The organism is Herbaspirillum robiniae (assembly GCF_002213415.1).
Taxonomy (GTDB): domain Bacteria; phylum Pseudomonadota; class Gammaproteobacteria; order Burkholderiales; family Burkholderiaceae_D; genus Herbaspirillum; species Herbaspirillum robiniae.
On record NZ_NJGU01000009.1, the window covers coordinates 1 to 17,228 of the forward strand.

General features: G+C 65.0%; 13 protein-coding genes. 3 read left to right on the forward strand and 10 right to left on the reverse strand.

The features are described from left to right. Positions 1–470 precede the first annotated feature (470 nt). The gene (locus tag CEJ42_RS16665) at positions 471–1,232 is read right to left on the reverse strand and encodes a 3-oxoacyl-ACP reductase family protein (RefSeq protein WP_079218244.1); all 762 of its coding nucleotides are present in this window, start codon (positions 1,230–1,232) and stop codon (positions 471–473) included. Positions 1,233–1,391: 159 nt separating this feature from the next. On the opposite strand from CEJ42_RS16665, the gene CEJ42_RS16670 reads away from it, so the two are divergent. Next, positions 1,392–2,318 (forward strand): LysR family transcriptional regulator, encoded by a 927-nt coding sequence (locus tag CEJ42_RS16670; RefSeq protein WP_088751887.1) that lies wholly within the window; start codon positions 1,392–1,394, stop codon positions 2,316–2,318. 12 nt (positions 2,319–2,330) lie between these two features. Here CEJ42_RS16670 and CEJ42_RS16675 read toward each other — a convergent pair whose 3' ends face one another. The 8 genes from CEJ42_RS16675 to CEJ42_RS16710 form a co-directional block, all read right to left on the reverse strand. Continuing rightward, a complete protein-coding gene (locus CEJ42_RS16675; protein WP_079219320.1) occupies positions 2,331–3,773 on the reverse strand; it encodes an MFS transporter in 1,443 nt (480 codons plus the stop codon). A 101-nt stretch (positions 3,774–3,874) separates the two neighbouring features. Next, positions 3,875–5,449, reverse strand: coding sequence for a ubiquinone biosynthesis regulatory protein kinase UbiB (gene ubiB / locus CEJ42_RS16680; RefSeq protein ID WP_079218242.1), 1,575 nt, complete (start codon positions 5,447–5,449; stop codon positions 3,875–3,877). Continuing rightward, positions 5,449–6,051: a ubiquinone biosynthesis accessory factor UbiJ gene (locus CEJ42_RS16685; RefSeq protein WP_207760453.1), complete on the reverse strand. Its 603-nt coding sequence runs from the start codon at positions 6,049–6,051 to the stop codon at positions 5,449–5,451. Before CEJ42_RS16685 ends, ubiB begins: the two co-directional genes overlap by 1 nt. 194 nt (positions 6,052–6,245) lie before the next feature. Continuing rightward, on the reverse strand, positions 6,246–7,238 hold the full coding sequence (locus CEJ42_RS16690; RefSeq protein WP_088751889.1) for a Tim44 domain-containing protein: 993 nt from the start codon (positions 7,236–7,238) through the stop codon (positions 6,246–6,248). A gap of 169 nt (positions 7,239–7,407) precedes the next feature. After that, positions 7,408–8,142 (reverse strand): bifunctional demethylmenaquinone methyltransferase/2-methoxy-6-polyprenyl-1,4-benzoquinol methylase UbiE, encoded by a 735-nt coding sequence (ubiE, locus tag CEJ42_RS16695; RefSeq protein WP_079218239.1) that lies wholly within the window; start codon positions 8,140–8,142, stop codon positions 7,408–7,410. An 82-nt stretch (positions 8,143–8,224) separates the two neighbouring features. Then, entirely contained in the window at positions 8,225–8,647 is a 423-nt protein-coding gene (locus CEJ42_RS16700; RefSeq protein ID WP_079218238.1) for a gamma-butyrobetaine hydroxylase family protein, read from the reverse strand. Positions 8,648–8,736: 89 nt separating this feature from the next. Then, a complete protein-coding gene (locus CEJ42_RS16705; protein WP_088751890.1) occupies positions 8,737–9,189 on the reverse strand; it encodes an HIT family protein in 453 nt (150 codons plus the stop codon). 3 nt (positions 9,190–9,192) lie between these two features. Further along, the gene (locus CEJ42_RS16710; protein ID WP_088751891.1) at positions 9,193–13,194 is read right to left on the reverse strand and encodes a DUF3683 domain-containing protein; all 4,002 of its coding nucleotides are present in this window, start codon (positions 13,192–13,194) and stop codon (positions 9,193–9,195) included. Between the two features lie 522 nt (positions 13,195–13,716). Between CEJ42_RS16710 and CEJ42_RS16715 the strand changes: the two genes are divergently transcribed. Further along, a complete protein-coding gene (locus CEJ42_RS16715; protein ID WP_088751892.1) occupies positions 13,717–14,733 on the forward strand; it encodes a ZIP family metal transporter in 1,017 nt (338 codons plus the stop codon). Positions 14,734–14,815: 82 nt separating this feature from the next. On the opposite strand, the gene CEJ42_RS16720 is transcribed toward CEJ42_RS16715, so the two are convergent. Next, positions 14,816–15,307 (reverse strand): YqaA family protein, encoded by a 492-nt coding sequence (locus tag CEJ42_RS16720; RefSeq protein ID WP_079218234.1) that lies wholly within the window; start codon positions 15,305–15,307, stop codon positions 14,816–14,818. Positions 15,308–15,677: 370 nt separating this feature from the next. Between CEJ42_RS16720 and ilvA the strand changes: the two genes are divergently transcribed. Next, on the forward strand, positions 15,678–17,204 hold the full coding sequence (gene ilvA, locus CEJ42_RS16725) for a threonine ammonia-lyase, biosynthetic (RefSeq protein WP_088751893.1): 1,527 nt from the start codon (positions 15,678–15,680) through the stop codon (positions 17,202–17,204). Positions 17,205–17,228: the final 24 nt, after the last annotated feature.

The window sequence follows — 17,228 nt, forward strand, 5'->3', positions numbered from 1 at the left end:
AGCCTTCATGCGCGTGCCGGAGCCGGGCGTGTAGCTGGCATGGCTGTTCGCGTAGGCCACGCATCTCCGACCTCACCCTGATCACCCCGTCGAAAAAAATAATCCGTCGTCCCCGCGAAAGCGGGGACCCTGTGTCGTTCAGCGTTCTTGCTGCCTCCGCCAACGTCGCTGGCCCCCCGCCTTCGCGGGGACGACGGTCTTTTTGCATGCGCGATACCAACACGCATGCCTTCCTCGTTGGTGGAGCCTTCATGCGCGTGCCGGAGCCGGGCGTGTAGCTGGCATGGCTGTTCGCGTAGGCCACGCATCTCCGACCTCACCCTGATCACCCCGTCGAAAAAAATAATCCGTCGTCCCCGCGAAGGCGGGGACCCAGTGTCGTTCAGCGTTCTTGCTGCCTCCGCCAACGTCGCTGGCCCCCCCCCTTCGCGGGGACGACGGCTTTTCTTACGCTTGCTGTCTCTGAAGCATCAGGCCGAGAAACCGCCATCGATCATCAGGCTGGCGCCAGTGATGTAGCCGGCTTCCGGACCTGCCAGGTAAGCCACGAAGCTGGCAATCTCTTCCACCTTGCCGTAACGCGGCAGCGACATCAGGCCCTTCAGGGAATCGGCGAAATCGCTGTCGGCCGGGTTCATGTCGGTATCCACCGGGCCGGGCTGCACGTTGTTGACGGTGATGCCGCGCGGACCGAGGTCGCGCGAGAGGCCCTTGGTCAGGCCGACGATGGCCGACTTGCTCATCGCGTAAGCGGCGCCGCCGGCGAACGGCATGCGGTCGGCGTTGGTGCTGCCGATGGTGACCACGCGGCCGCCTTCCTTCATGTAGCGCACGGCTTCCTGGGTGGCGACGAACACGCTGCGCACGTTCACGGCCAGGGTGCGGTCCAGGTCTTCCAGGCTGAACTGATCGATCGGGCCCATTGCCAGCACGCCGGCGTTGTTGACCAGGATGTCCAGTCCACCGAAGGTTTCTGCGGCGATGCTGATGGCTTGCTTGAGTGCAACAGCGTCCGAGCTGTCGGCCTGGATGGCCAGGGCGCGGCCGCCGGCGGCTTCGATCTCGGTGACCAGCGCCTGGGCCGGCGCCGGCGAGGTGACGTAGGTGAAGGCGACCGTGGCGCCTTCGGCGGCCAGGCGGCGCACGATGGCCGCGCCGATGCCGCGCGAGCCGCCTTGCACGAAGGCGATCTTGTTGGAGAGGGTACGGGTGGTGTTGGCTTGGTTCGACATGATCTTGCTCCTTGTTCGTTTCGTTTGAGAGTTAAACCCGGCTGGGTTGAAGCAAGTATCGTCAATCGATTATGTTGCGACTAGCTAGCAATCTCTATCTTCTTTTTAAACCAAAGGTTTAAAATCGGAATATTCCCCTTTTCCACAGTGAGCCGCCCCATGGAAACCATGAGCAGCATCGAATGCTTCGTCGCCGCCGCCGACGCCGGCAGTTTCTCCGCCGCCGCGCGCCGGCTGGGCCTGACCTCGGCTGCGGTCGGCAAGAACGTGGCGCGGCTGGAAGGCAATCTCGGCGTACGCCTGTTCCACCGCAGCACCCGCAAGCTGACGATGACCGAGGCCGGCGAGCGCTTCCTGCAGGAAGTCGGCGGCGGCCTGGAAACCATCCGCAACGCCGTCGCCAACCTGGCCAGCGCCGGCGGGCAGCCGGCCGGCACACTCAAGGTCAGCATGGGAACGGGGTTCGGGCGCGAGTACATCGTGCCGCTGCTGGGCGACTTCCTGCAGCGCTATCCCGGCATCTCGCCCGACTGGCATTTCGACAACCGCCCGGTGGACCTGATCAGCGAGAGCTTCGACGCCGCCATCGGCGGCGGCATCGAGCTCTCGCCCGGCGTGGTGGCGCGCGAGCTGGCGCCGGCGCATCGCGTGCTGCTGGCCTCGCCCGCCTATCTGGAGGCTCACCCGCCCCTGCGCACGCCGGCCGACCTGCCGCAGCACGACGGCATCCTGATCCGCTCGCCGCAGACCGGGCGCATCCGCCCCTGGACGCTGCGCGACCGCGCCGGCGAACAGGCGCCGGTGGCCCTGAAAGTGAAGATGACGATGAACGACCCCAATGTCGCCTGCGAGATCGCGGAGATGGGACTGGGCATCACGCTGGTGGCGATGCCGCATGCGGTGGTCTACCTGGGGCGCGGCACGCTGGTGCGCGTGCTGCCGGACTGGTACGTGGATGGCGGCATGCTGTCGCTGTACTTTACGGCCGCGCGTCTGCTGCCGGCCAAGACGCGGGTGTTCGTCGACTTCATCGTCGAACACTTCCGCGCGCAGAAACTGGCCGAGCGCTTCTCGGCCATCGCATAGCCCGAACCGGACTCAGCGCCTGGCCTGGGCTTGTGCCTGGCGCATCCCGCCGCCGATGTTGCTGCCGGCGTCGCGCGCCAGGCCGCGATAGCCCTGCACCGAAATCAGCGTCACCACGCCGGCCATGGCGAAGGCCCACTGGAAGTCGCCCAGCGTGAAGTGGGCGCCGGCGGCCTCGATGCTCTCGCCGCGCAGGTAGGCGGCGATGCGCAGCGCCAGCGCACCGAAGGCGATGCCCATGCCGATGGTCATCTGCTGCGCCACGCTCCACAGTGTGCTGGCCGAGGACTTGCGGGCGTCGCTGATGTCGGCGTAGGCCAGCGTGGCCAGCGTCGAGAACTGCATCGAGCGCGACAGGCCGTAACAGAAGATCACGCCCAGGATCACCGGCAGCGGCGTGGACGGCGCCAACAGCCCGCAGGCGATGATCATGCAGCCGGCAATGGCCGCGTTGGTCACCGACACCCGCCGGAAACCGAAGCGCTGCAGGATGCGCGTGGTGAAGGCCTTCATCCCGAGGTTGCCCAAGGCGGTGGCCAGCAACAGCAGCCCCGACTGGAACGCGGTCAGGCCGAAGCCGATCTGGAACATCAGCGGCATCAGGTAAGGCACCGAGTCGATGCCGATGCGCGTGAGCGACCCGGTGATGACGGTGACCGAATAGGTGGGAATCTTCAGGTTGGAGAAATCCAGCAGCGGGTGCTCGGCGCGCTGCATGTGGCGCCACGCGAACCAGCCCAGCACGATGCCGCCGGCGATGAAGCCCAGCGCCACCTTGATGTTGGCCTCCATGTGGCTGGCGATCTCGGTGCCGTACAGCAGCGAGGTCAGCGCCGCACCCGAGAGGAAGAATCCCGCCAGGTCCAGCGGGCGCTTGCCGGCGCCGTGCTCGTTGCGCACGATGGCCATCACCGCGCAGAAGGCGGCGATGCCGAACGGCACGTTCATCAGGAAGATCCAGTGCCACGACGCGTAGGTGGTGATGAAGCCGCCGATGGACGGCCCCACCACCGGCGCCACGATGGCCGGCCAGGTGATGGTGGCGATGGCCTTCATCAGCCGCGTCTTGTCGGTGCTGCGCACCACGATCATGCGCCCCACCGGCACCATCATCGCGCCGCCCACGCCCTGCAGCACCCGCGCCGCAGTGAACTCCCACAGGTTCTGCGAGAAGCCGCACAGGATGGAGGCAAAGGTGAAGATGGCGATGGCGGCGCCGAACACGGTGCGCGAACCGAAGCGGTCCGCCACCCAGCCGCTGATGGGAATGAACACCGCCAGCGTCAGCATGTAGGCGGTCATGCCCAGGCTCAGCTCGTTGGGGCCGATGCCGAAGGACTGCGCCATCTGCGGCAGCGCGGTGGCGATGATGGTGGTGTCCAGGTACTCCATGAAGAAGGTCGCCGCCACGATGTAGGGCAGCATGCGCACGCGCACATCAGGCGTGTCCGGCATGGCGTTGTCGGTGGTTCCCACTTGTCTTCCCCTTCGGTTTGCCGTCCCCGATGCGAAACGCCGGCTGATGCCGGCGTTCGCTCAGGTCCTGCGCATGGATCTCAATAGAATTTCAGCACATGCATCAGCAGCTGGACCACGATGATGCCGCCGATCAGCCCGCCGCCGAAGTAGACGATCACGCCCAACAGCATGTTGGTGCGGCGCTGCTCGGCCAGCAGTTTCTTCAGCAGCTCGGCGTTCTGCGGCTGGCTCTCGCCTTCGGTGTACTTGGTCAGCGCCTGGTGCGCCAGGCGCGGGATCTGCGGCAGCAGGCGGCTGTAGCGCGGCACCTCGACCTTGAGCTGCTCGACGAAACCACGCCAGCCGATCTGCTCGCTCATCCAGCGTTCCAGATAAGGCTTGGCGGTCTTCCACAGGTCGAGGTCGGGGTCGAGCTGGCGCCCCAGTCCTTCCACATTCAACAGCGTCTTCTGCAGCAGCACCAGCTGCGGCTGCACCTCGACGTTGAAGCGGCGCGAGGTCTGGAACAGGCGCAGCAGCACCTGGCCGAAGGAGATGTCCTTCAGCGGACGGTCGAAGATCGGTTCGCAGCAGGCGCGCACGGCGGCTTCGAGCTCGTCGACGCGGGTATCCTTGGGCGCCCAGCCGGACTCGATGTGGGCCTCGGCCACACGCTTGTAGTCGCGGCGGAAGAAGGCCAGGAAATTCTGTGACAGGTAGTCCTTGTCGAAATCGTTGAGCGTGCCGACGATGCCGAAGTCCAGCGCGATATAGCGGCCGAAGGTCTCGGGCGCCACCGACACCAGGATGTTGCCCGGGTGCATGTCGGCGTGGAAGAAACCGTCGCGGAACACCTGGGTGAAGAAGATCTCCACGCCGTCGCGCGACAGCTTGGACAAGTCCACGCCCTCCTCGCGCAGGCGCTCGGTCTGCGAGATCGGAATGCCGTGCATGCGCTCCATCACGATCACCGACGACGAGCAGTAGTCCCAGTACATCTCCGGCACCATCAAGAGCGTCGACTCGGCGAAGTTGCGGCGCAGCTGGCTGGCGTTGGCGGCCTCGCGCATCAGGTCGAGTTCGTCGTGCAGGTATTTGTCGAATTCGCCCACCACTTCCTTGGCCTTGAGGCGGCGACCGTCTTCCCACAGGCGCTCCAGCCAGTCGGCGGCGACGTGCATCAGGCCGATGTCGTGGTCGATCACCTCGCGCATGCCCGGCCGCAGCACCTTGACGGCGACTTCCTTGCCGTCCTTCAGGGTGGCGAAGTGGACCTGGGCGATCGAGGCCGAAGCCACCGGGGTGCGCTCGAAGCTGGCGAACAGCTCCTCCGGATGCGCGCCCAGCGATTTCTGGATCTGCTGCACGGCCAGTTCGGAATCGAACGGCGGCACGCGGTCTTGCAGGCGCGTCAGCTCGTTGGCGATGTCGGGCGGCATCAGGTCGCGCCGGGTCGAGAGCACCTGGCCGAACTTGATGAAGATCGGACCCAGCTCTTCCAGCGCGCGGCGCAGGCGTTCGCCGCGCGGGGCGGACAGGTCGCGCCAGAAGAAGACGGTGTTGATCAGGCGGCCGATGCGCGGCGGCGCGAACTCGGTGGTGATGATCTCATCCAGGCCGTAGAGGATGGCGACGCGGATGATCTTGAACAGACGCAGGGAACGCAGCAGCATCAGCGGCGCTCCAGCTTTTCGATGCGTTTGGACAGGCGCTCCAGGTCATCGCGCAGGCGCACGACGTCGGCGGAAAAATCCTGCAGCATGCGGGGGCGGATCAGCATCGGTTGTTCTTCCAGAAAATACTCGGCGACGTTTTCGGTCACCTTCTTGTGTGTGGTGCGCAGCGCCTCGAACAGGCCGCGCGCGCCCGATACCATGCGCGTGGCGGCGATGTCGCCGAACACGCGCGACAGGTCGTCTTCGGCGTCCCAACGCAGGTTCTGGCTCAGCTGCGAAATGGCGTTGGCGAAATCGGCGTCGCCCTCCAGCTTGACGTAGGACACCGCGCGCTCGCGGTTGGCCGCGATCAGCGGCAGGTCGGACAGCTTGACGCGGATGGTGACGGCCGCCGGCGCATCGGCCGGCGCATCCTGCACGTAGCCGTCGCCGGCCACCTTCAGGCGCAGCTGCATTGCGCCGGTGTCGATGCAGGCGAGCTTGCCGGCGTGCGCGGCCAGCGCCTTGCGCGCCCACGGCTCCTGCGCCAGCAGGTGGTTGATCACCGCGGCGGCAGGTTTCATCGGATCGAGGGCGGATGGGGCGGGCAATGCTGGCATGACGTCGGCGATAGTTGATCTGGTGGCAATGTCGATGTGCGGCAGCGTCTGAGACGGATACGGCGAACGCGCCTGAAACCGCCGCACAAAATAAAACCGCCCGAGAAAGCCGGGCGGTTTCAAGTTTAACAGCTTGGCGGCTTGGCAAGGATGGCCATTGCGCCTTCCTTGATCCGGCACCGCCGCCGGGACCGTCAAACCTGCTGGATACCGGCCAGCACCCAGCCGCCGCCGCCGTTTTGCGGCTTGGACAGGTTCCAGATCTCGGCGAAGGGCTCGGCCGACGCATCCGGCGCTTCCTTGATCAGGCCCTGGAAGCGTACGGTGGCGAGGTAATCGTAGGGCAGTTGCTCGATGCCCAGCAGTTCGGCCTCCAGCTGCACCACGTCGGTGGCGTTGGGCGCGGGGCCGCGTTCGGTCAGCTGCATGCGCAGCTCGGCGAACATCTCCGGCGAGGTGAATTCGCGGATGTCGTTGACGTCGGCGCGATCCCAGGCCGCCTGCAGGCGGATGAAATAGGTCTTGGCGTTGCGCACGAAACCGGCGGTGTCGAAATCGGCGGGAATGCCCCACTTCTCGATCCGGGCCGGGGCGCCGCCGGCGGGCTGCCCGCCGGCGCCGACACCGTTGCCCTGCAGCGCAGCCGGCGCGCCGGTCTGGTAACCCGGCGGCGGATTGATGTCCTTCAGGCCCGAGCCGATCTCGGGCGTAGCCGCCGCGGCGCTGCCGATGGGGCTGGGGCCGGGCATGGGCGTGGCATAGGCCGGGTTGTTGCTCTGTTCATAACGGTTGCGCGAGAACAGCCGGATCACGAAGATCACCGCGAAGGCCAGCAGCGCGATCGTCAGCAGCGAGCCCAACATGCCGCCCAATGCGCCACCGATGCCGAAGTGCGACATCAGCGCGCCCAGGCCGAAGCCCAGCAATGCGCCGCCCAGGACGTTGCGCCACGGGCTGGCCGGCTTGGGCGGCACGCTTTGCGGCGTGGCCGCCGGAGTCGACGGGCGATACGGCGCGGCGCTCGGCGCCTGGTTGTAGGAAGGCGAAGACGGCGTCGCCTGGCGCGAATAATTGGACGACTGCTTGCCGAACGAACCGCCGCCGCCGAGGCGCTTGGCGTCAGCCGGGGACACGATCATGGCCAGCGAAGTGATCGCCAGCATCAGTGCGAGCATGAATTTTTTCATACGCTTACCTCTTGTGGATGATGCCGGAGCTGGGGGCGGCTGCACGAAAAAGCAAGCCCGTGTGCTCCGGTCTGGCGCCATTGTCGCGGGGCAGACTTAAGCCACCCTTAACCGCTGCCGTACGCCTGAAATGCCACGAGCCCGACCGGGCCCGTGCGCTGAAACTCGATTACATCTTGATGCCGGTATGCAGCGCAGCCACGCCGGCGGTCAGGTTGTAGTACTGGACACGCTCGAGACCGACGTCTTCCATCATCTTCTTGAGCGTTTCCTGGTCCGGGTGCATGCGGATCGACTCGGCCAGGTAGCGGTAGCTGTCGGCGTCGTTGGCGACCTTCTGGCCCAGCCACGGCAGCACCGAGAAGGAGTAGATGTCATAGGGCTTCTTCAGCGGCTCCCACACCTTGGAGAACTCCAGCACCAGCAGCTTGCCGCCGGGCTTGAGCACGCGGCGCATCTCCGACAGCGCGACGTCCTTGTGGGTCATGTTGCGCAGGCCGAAGGCCACCGACACGCGGTCGAAGTAGTTGTCCGGAAACGGCAGCTTCTCGGCGTCGCACAAGGTGGTCGGCGTGACGATGCCCTTGTTCAACAGGCGGTCGCGGCCCACGCGCAGCATGGATTCGTTGATGTCGGTCAGCCAGACTTCGCCGGTCGGGCCCGCCTGCTTGGCGAAGGCCTTGGACAGGTCGCCGGTGCCGCCGGCGATGTCGAGCACCTTGAAGCCGGGGCGGATGCCCGCCTGGGCGATGGTGAAGGCCTTCCAGACGCGATGCAGGCCGGCCGACATGAAATCGTTCATGACGTCGTACTTGGCGGCGACGGAGTGGAACACTTCCGCGACCTTGCGGACCTTGTCTTCTTCTTTGACGGTTTCGTAACCGAAATGCGTGGTGTTGGTCATGGCTGATCAGTATTGTTGGCGCAAGCTCGCGCGCAGTCGCACATTATATGCCGGTGGACGAACCAGCCCGGCCGATATTGCTTCAGTGGTGATGGCCGCAGCCGGATGCGCCGCCATCGCCCATTTCCTGGTCGCGCCCGGACTCGCGGGTGAAGCCGGCGGCTTCCAGCTTCTGCAGGTAGGTTTCCCACATCGCGGCCTGGTCGCGGCCGAGCTGGTAGAGGTAATCCCAGGTGAAGATGCCGCTGGTGTGACCGTCCGAAAACAGCGGCTTGACGCCGTAGTTGCCGACCGGCTCGATGCCGTTGATCTCGACGTTGCGCTTGCCAGTCTGCAGCACTTCCTGCCCCGGGCCATGGCCGCGCACTTCGGCCGAGGGCGAATACACGCGCATCAACTCGAAAGGCAGGGAGTGGGTGACGCCGTCGTCGAACTCGACTTCGACCACGCGCGACACCTTGCGCACCTTGAACGAAACGGGGATGGGGGAAGATTGGGAGCTCATGCGCTAACCATTTGTATGTATGTTGCCGGGCCGTCCCAGGCGCTGTCGCGCCCGGCGACGCCGTTGTGTGACTGCGCCGCGAAACCCGATCAGGCGGCCTGCAAACCCGCCGCATCCAGCTGGCGGCCAATGGCCTCGCGCAGTTGCGGCAGCCGTGCGCGGCGCGCTTCCAGCGAAGCGGCATCGGCCTCGCGCCGCGGCGCGGCCCACACCGGGCTGGGGAAATGGCGGTCGTCCAAGTAACGCGGGATGACGTGCCAATGCACGTGCGGCGTCATGTTGCCCAGCGTGGCTAGGTTGACCTTCTCGGGCGCCATCACTTCGCGCACCGCCGCCTCCACCGCCCACACGGCGTTGGACAGCAGCGTGCGCGCGGCCGGCGCCAGGTCGGTCATTTCCTTGACGTGGCCGTTCCAGATCACGCGGCAAAAGCCGGGATAGTCGGGCTCATCGACCAGCACCACGCGAAAATCCGCGTGGCGCCAGAGCACTTCGCCGCCGTCGCCGGCGCACAGTTCGCAGGAAGAAACAGCGTCGCTCATCGCTTACACCAGCACGCGTTCGATGCCGCCGTTGTTGGCGCGTTCGACGTATTCCGGCATCCAGTTCTCGCCCAGCAGGTGCTTGGCCATCTCGACCACGATGTAGTCGGCGGTGGTGCCCGAGTCTTCGTTGTAGCGCGACAGGCCCTGGAAGCAGGACGGGCACGAGGTCAGGATCTTGACGTCGCCGGTGAAGCCGTCGGCGCGGACCTTGTCGGCGCCCTTGCGCATTTCCTCTTCCTTGCGGAAGCGGACCTGGGTCGACACGTCGGGACGCGACACGCCGAAGGTGCCCGACTCGCCGCAGCAGCGGTCGTTCTTCTCGATCTTCTGCGCGTCCACGGTGGTGATCAGCGAGTTGACCGTCTTCAGCGGATCCTGCAACTTCATCGGGGTGTGGCAGGGATCGTGGTACATGTAGCGGGTACCGGAGACGCCTTCTAGCCTGACGCCCTTCTCGAGCAGGAACTCGTGGATGTCGATGATGCGGCAGCCGGGGAAGATCTTCTCGAATTCATACCCCTGCAGCTGGTCGTAGCAGGTGCCGCAGGACACCACGACGGTCTTGATGTCGAGGTAGTTCAGCGTATTGGCCATGCGGTGGAACAGCACGCGGTTGTCGGTGATGATCTTGTCGGCCTTGTCGTAGTCGCCGGAGCCGCGTTGCGGATAGCCGCAGCACAGGTAGCCCGGCGGCAGCACCGTCTGCACGCCCACGTTCCACAGCATCGCCTGGGTCGCCAGGCCGACCTGCGAGAACAGGCGCTCCGAGCCGCAGCCCGGGAAGTAGAACACCGCCTCCGAATCGACCGTGGTGGTCTTCGGATTGCGGATGATCGGCACGATCTTGTCGTCCTCGATATCCAGCAGCGCGCGGGCCGTCTTCTTGGGCAGGTTGCCCGGCATCTTCTTGTTGATGAAGTGGATCACCTGCTCCTTCACGGGAGCTTTGCCGACGGTCGCCGCAGGCTTGGCGGTCTGCTTTTTGGCGAACTTCTTCAGGATGTCGTTACCCAGGCGCTGCGCCTTGAAACCCCAGTCGGTCATGACCTTGCGGGTGGCGTTGATGGTCGCCGGGTCCTTGGCGTTGAGGAAGAACATCGCCGCGCTGGTGCCGGCGTTGAACGACTTCTTGCCCATCTTGCGCAGCAGGTTGCGCATGTTCATGGAGACGTCGCCGAAGTCGATATCGACCGGGCAAGGCGTCACGCAACGGTGGCAGACGGTGCAGTGATCGGCCACGTCCTCGAACTCTTCCCAGTGCTTGATCGAGATGCCGCGGCGGGTCTGCTCTTCATAGAGGAAGGCTTCGACCAGCAGCGACGTCGCCAGGATCTTGTTGCGCGGCGAGTACAGCAGGTTGGCGCGCGGCACGTGGGTCGAGCAGACCGGCTTGCACTTGCCGCAACGCAGGCAGTCCTTGACGCTGTTGGCGATGGCGCCGATGTCGCTTTGCTGCATGATCAGCGACTCGTGTCCCATCAGGCCGAACGAAGGCGTATAGGCGTTGGAGAGGTCGGCCTCCATGCCCGGCAGGTTCAGCAGCTTGCCCTTGTTGAAGCGACCTTCGGGATCGACGCGCTTCTTGTATTCGCGGAATTCGCCGATCTCGTCTTCGGTCAGGAACTCCAGCTTGGTGATGCCGATGCCGTGCTCGCCCGAGATCACGCCGTTGAGCGAACGGGCCAGCGTCATGATGCGCGCCACGGCCTCGTGCGCATCCTGCAGCATCTCGTAGTGGTCGGAGTTGACCGGCAGGTTGGTGTGCACGTTGCCGTCGCCGGCGTGCATGTGCAGCGCCACGAACACGCGGCCGCGCAGCACGCGCTTGTGGATCGCCTGGCATTCTTCCAGGATCAGCTTGAAGGCGGCGCCGCTGAAGATCTGGCGCAGCTGGGCGCGCACTTCCTGCTTCCAGGACACGCGCACGGTGCGGTCCTGCACGACGTGGAACACGTTGGCCTCAGGCTGTTCGACCAGGCGCTGGTCGAACATGGCCATCATCTTGTCCAGGCCCAGCGAGGCCAGTTCGCCCTTGGCGACCTTCAGCGGCTTGTCCAGGTTGGCCAGCAGATAGGACCAGCGCGCATGCGTCTGCTCGATCAGCGCTTCGGCCTGGTGCACGCGGTCTTCCAGCATTTCGGCGGCGGGAATCTCCTCGCCTTCGGCGTCGTCGCTCTTGCCCAGCGGCAGGTTGCCCTTGACGAAGAAGTTTTCCAGCTCGGCCAGCAGCTGCAGCTTGTTCTTGATCGACAGCTCGATGTTGATGCGCTCGATGCCGTCGGTGTACTCGCCCATGCGCGGCAGCGGGATCACCACGTCTTCGTTGATCTTGAAGGCATTGGTGTGCTTGGCGATGGCGGCGGTGCGCGAGCGGTCCAGCCAGAATTTCTTGCGCGCTTCCGGGCTCACCGCGACGAAACCTTCGCCGACGCGGTTGTTGGCCATGCGGATCACTTCCGAGGCGGCCGAGGCCACGGCGTTCTCGTCGTCGCCGACGATGTCGCCGATCAGCACCATCTTGGGCAGCACGCCGCGCTTGGACTTGGTGGCGTAGCCGACCGCGCGCAGGTAGCGCTCGTCCAGGTGTTCGAGGCCGGCCAGGATGGCGCCGCCGCGCTTGGTTTCGGCGTCCAGGAAATCCTTGATCTCGACGATCGAGGGAATCGCGTCGCGCGCCTGGCCGAAGAACTCCAGGCAGACCGTGCGGGTCTGCTTGGGCATCTTGTGCAGGATCCAGCGGGCCGAGGTGATCAGGCCGTCGCAACCTTCCTTCTGCACGCCGGGCAGGCCCGACAGGAACTTGTCGGTGACGTCCTTGCCCAGGCCTTCCTTGCGGAATTTCTTGCCGGAGATTTCCAGGATCTCGGTCTTGAAGACTTCGGTCTTCTGGCCCTTTTCGCCGGGATGCGACCACTCGAGCTTGAAGGTGGCGACCTCGACGTCGTGGATCTTGCCCAGGTTGTGGTCCAGGCGGGTGACTTCCAGCCAGTCGCCCTGCGGGTCGACCATGCGCCAGCTGGCCAGGTTGTCCAGCGCGGTGCCCCACAGCACGGCCTTCTTGCCGCCGGCGTTCATGGCGACGTTGCCGCCGATGCACGAGGCCTCGGCCGAGGTCGGGTCGACCGCGAACACGAAGCCGGCCTTCTCGGCCGCGTCCGAGACGCGCTTGGTGACCACGCCGGCGCCCGAGTAGATGGTGGCGTAGGGCTTGTCCAGGCCGGGCAGCACTTCCATTTCGACAGCGCCCAGCTGTTCCAGTTTTTCGGTATTGATGACGGCCGACATCGGCGTCAGCGGAATGGCGCCGCCGGTGTAGCCGGTGCCGCCGCCGCGCGGGATGATGGTCAGGCCGAGTTCGATGCAGGCCTTGACCAGGCCGGCCATTTCGTCTTCGCTGTCCGGGGTCAGCACCACGAACGGATACTCGACGCGCCAGTCGGTGGCGTCGGTCACGTGCGACACGCGCGAGAGGCCGTCGAACTTGATGTTGTCCTTGGCCGTATAACGGCCCAGCACCTTGGTGGCGCGCTTGCGCAGATCGTAGCTGCGACGGAATTCCTCGGCGAAGTCGGCGATGGCCTTCTTGGCCGCCTTCACCAGCGCTTCCACGCTGGCGCTGCGGCGCGCTGCATCCGCATCGGCGGCATCGGCCTGGCCGACGTCGATGCGGCGCTTGTCGACTTCATTCAGGCGATGGTTCAGCGCCTCGATCAGCGCGGCGCGGCGCTTCGGGTTGTCCAGCAGGTCGTCCTGCAGGTAAGGATTGCGGCGAACGACCCAGATGTCGCCCAGCACTTCATACAGCATGCGCGCCGAACGGCCGGTCTGGCGCTTGGCGCGCAGCTCGTCCAGCAGGGACCAAGACTCTTCGCCCAGCAACCGGATCACGATCTCGCGGTCGGAGAACGAGGTGTAGTTGTACGGAATTTCGCGCAAGCGAGTGGGCGTGGCGCCATGCGGCGCGTCTGTGAGCAATGCTTGGATGTGGGCGGGGGCGTTCATCTATGTAGAAAGGGTAAATCTGCTGCCGGAGGTACATTTTAGCCTATTGCCAAAACTCGCGACGGGATCGGGCCGGTTTTGCGCCCGCAATGCAAATGATTATTCTTTAATAACGAAACCCGGGTGGAAATTGCCCCGCAGGCAATTTTTGCGACGCAGCAAGTTTATCGCCGGATCTTCGGCAAGACGCCAGGCGCGGCCCTCAATCGGGAATGAAGCGGGAATGGAGTCGGGATGGCGCGATAGTCGGCGGCAATGAAATTTATAAAAACAATCAATTTCATTTTGTTGATATCAAAAATCTATAATCCCTCCAGACGTCATGGGTGTTGCCCCGAAAAACCATGGAGGATGTTATGTTGCAAGATCTGATTACCGAATTCTTGGAAAATCTAGCCATCACCCTGGCCGACTACGCCGCATGCAAGGCATAGCCCAAAGGAACGTCCTTTCCATCCCGCCTGTCACTCCTTGAACAGACAGCGGGGACGTCCAGCCAACCCGCCAGCCAGGGAGACTGCCATGATACCGGCACCGTTGAACAAAAATTTTCCCGCCAAACCGAGCGCGTCCGACGAGTCGTCGACGTCGCCTTTCGCCAGTGCCGATGCGCACGCGCCGCGTCAACAGGACGCCGCCGGACCCGACATCGGCGACAGCTTGACGCTGAACCTGAAACCGCGCCAGATCGCCATGCTGCTGGTGGCGCTGGTGTTCCTGCTGATCAAGTCCTACGAAAGCCTGCACGCCTACTTCGCGCTCAACCCGCATGTGTGGAACGCCCTGCTGGGCTCGGGCGCGGCCGCCGGCCTGACCGCACTGGGCGCGCTGGGCGTGATCTTCACGCGGCGCATCTCGGTCAAGGCGCAGGACGTCATGCTGGGCTACGGCGGCGGCGTGATGCTGGCCGCCAGCGTGTTTTCGCTGATCATTCCGGCCATGGACGCGGCGCAGGCCATCGGCTACGCCAAGCACGCCTCGGTGCTGCTGGCAGCCACCGGCATCATGCTGGGCGGGCTGTTCGTGCTGGCGCTGAACCATGTGATCCCGCACCAGCATTTCCTGGCCATGGCCAGCGACCAGGCCAATCCGGGCCGCGCCAGCCGCATCTGGCTGTTCGTGATGGCCGTCACCATCCACAACTTCCCCGAAGGCCTGGCCATCGGCGTGGGCTTCGGCGGCGAGGACATGGGCAAGGCCGTGGCGCTGGCCACCGGCATCGGCATCCAGGACATCCCGGAAGGCCTGGTGGTGGCGCTGGCCTTGCGCACGCTGGGCTACTCGCCGTGGAAGGCAGCCGCGGCCGGCATCCTGTCAGGCCTGGTGGAGCCGATCGGCGGCGTACTGGGCGCGATGGCGACCGGCGTCTCCACCACCGCCCTGCCCTGGGCGCTGGCCGGCGCGGGCGGCGCGATGCTGTTCGTGATCAGCCACGAAGTGATCCCCGAGTCGCACCGCCAGGGGCACGAGTCGCAAGCCACGCTGGGCTTGCTGGCGGGCTTCGTGACGATGATGCTGCTGGACGTGATCCTCGGCTGAGCGTATTTCGCATGGCATGAAAAAACGGCGCCTCGCGGGCGCCGTTTTCATTGATGCGGGTGCGCGAGGGCAAGTCGCCGCTTCAGGCCAGCCAGTCCGCCACGCTGCGCCAGAATCCATCCGGCACGTTCAGCAGCAGCCAGGTCATCAGGATGTAGCGCACGAACTTGCCGATGGCCATGTAGATGACCGACGGCCAGAACGGCAGGCGCAGCCAGCCGGCCAGCGTGCAGATCGGGTCGCCGATGCCGGGCAGCCAGGCCAGCAGCATGGTCTTGGCGCCGAAACGCTCGAGCCAGTGGAACCAGCGTGTCGAGCGCTCCTTGGCGAACGCCTGTTTCGCGCCGTAGCCCATCCAGTAATCCACCACCCCGCCCAGCGTGTTGCCGACGGTGGCTACCAGGATCACCGACCAGAACATCTCGGGATTGGCCTTGATGACGGCAAAGACCGCGGGCTCCGAACCCAGCGGCAGCAAGGTCGCGGAGACGAAGCTGATAAGGAAGACGGAGGTCAGGCCAACGGTGGGAACGGCGAGGACATTCAACAGCCAGAGAACGGCGGATTCGATCATGCGCAAAGATGGTGGGTTGAAGGCGGCAGGAGGCCGGGCGAACGCTTGCCGGGGTGAAAACTTGCCCACGGGAATGCCGCGGCAAATGGCGAAGCTCGCATTCTAGCTGAGGCCGGCGCCGCCAATATCAAGCTGGCAAGAAACCGGCGCCATCAGCGCCATCGCATGCCCGGTATCGATCTGCGATGTCGGCGCGCGGCGCGGCTCCATTATAATGATCAGTTCCCCTCGCGCCGGCAGGCCATCCCGGCCGGCCGCCTGCGGGAATCCACGACCGGCTTACCGAGCCGTTTTTTCCTTTACCCGCTTGCGATATGACCGCGCTTAAACGCTATCAACGCCCTACAGCACTTCATTCTTGATGACAAAAATGAGTAACGATTATCTGAAAAAAATCCTGACCGCCCGCGTCTATGACGTCGCCCAAGAAACGCCGCTCGAACTGGCGAACACGCTGTCGCAAAGGATTGATAATCGAATTTACTTCAAGCGCGAAGACATGCAGAGCGTGTTCAGCTTCAAGCTGCGCGGCGCCTACAACAAGATGGCCCACCTGACGCAGGCGCAACTCAAGCGCGGCGTCATCTGCGCCTCGGCCGGCAACCATGCCCAGGGCGTGGCGCTGTCGGCGGCCCGGCTGGGCTGCCGCGCCGTGGTGGTGATGCCCACCACCACGCCGCAAGTCAAGATCGAGGCCGTCAAGGCGCGCGGCGGCGAAGTCGTGCTGTTCGGCGACTCCTTCACCGACGCCTACAACCACGCGCTGACGCTGGAGAAAAAGCACAAGCTGACCTTCGTGCACCCGTTCGACGATCCCTACGTGATCGCCGGCCAAGGCACGGTGGGCATGGAAATCCTGCGCCAGCACCCGGAACCGATCCACGCCATCTTCGTGGCCATCGGCGGCGGCGGCCTGATCGCCGGCGTGGCGTCCTACGTGAAGGCCGTGCGCCCCGACATCAAGATCATCGGCGTGCAGACCACCGACTCCGACGCCATGGCGCGCAGCCTGAAGGCCGGCCGCCGCGTGGCGCTGCCGGACGTGGGCCTGTTCTCCGACGGCACCGCCGTCAAGCTGGTGGGCGAAGAAACCTTCCGCATTGCCAAGGAGCTGGTGGACGACATCATCATCGTCGACACCGATGCGGTGTGCACCGCCATCAAGGACATCTTCCAGGACACGCGCAGCATCGTCGAGCCGGCCGGCGCACTGGCCGTGGCCGGCGCCAAGGCCTACGTGGAGCGCGCCAAGAACAGCAAGAAACCGATCAAGGGCGAATCGCTGGTGACCATCGCCTGCGGCGCCAACATGAACTTCGACCGCCTGCGCTTCGTGGCCGAGATGGCCGACGCCGGCGAGGCGCGCGAAGCCGTGTTCGCGGTGACGATCCCCGAAGAGCGCGGCAGCTTCCGCCGCTTCTGCGAGACCGTCGGCCCGCGCAACGTGACCGAGTTCAACTACCGCATCAGCGACGCCAAGGCCGCGCATGTCTTCGTCGGCATCCAGATCACCAACGCCGACGAGGCCGGCAAGATCGCGCGCAATTTCGAGAAGGCCGGCTTCGGCGTGCTCGACCTGACGCACGACGAACTGGCCAAGGTGCACATCCGCCACCTGGTGGGCGGCAAGAGCGAACTGGCCGGCGACGAACTGCTCTATCGCTTTGAATTCCCGGAGCGCCCGGGCGCGCTGATGAAGTTCCTCTCGAGCATGAACCCGAACTGGAACATCAGCCTGTTCCACTACCGCAACCAGGGCAGCGACATCGGCCGCATCCTGGTCGGCGTGCAGGTGCCCAAGAAGGAAATGAAGGAATTCCGCACCTTCCTCGCCCAGCTCGGCTACCGCCACTGGGACGAAACCAAGAACCCGCTGTACAAGCTGTTCCTCGGCTAAGCGCCGGCTGTGTCGCGTTGCCCC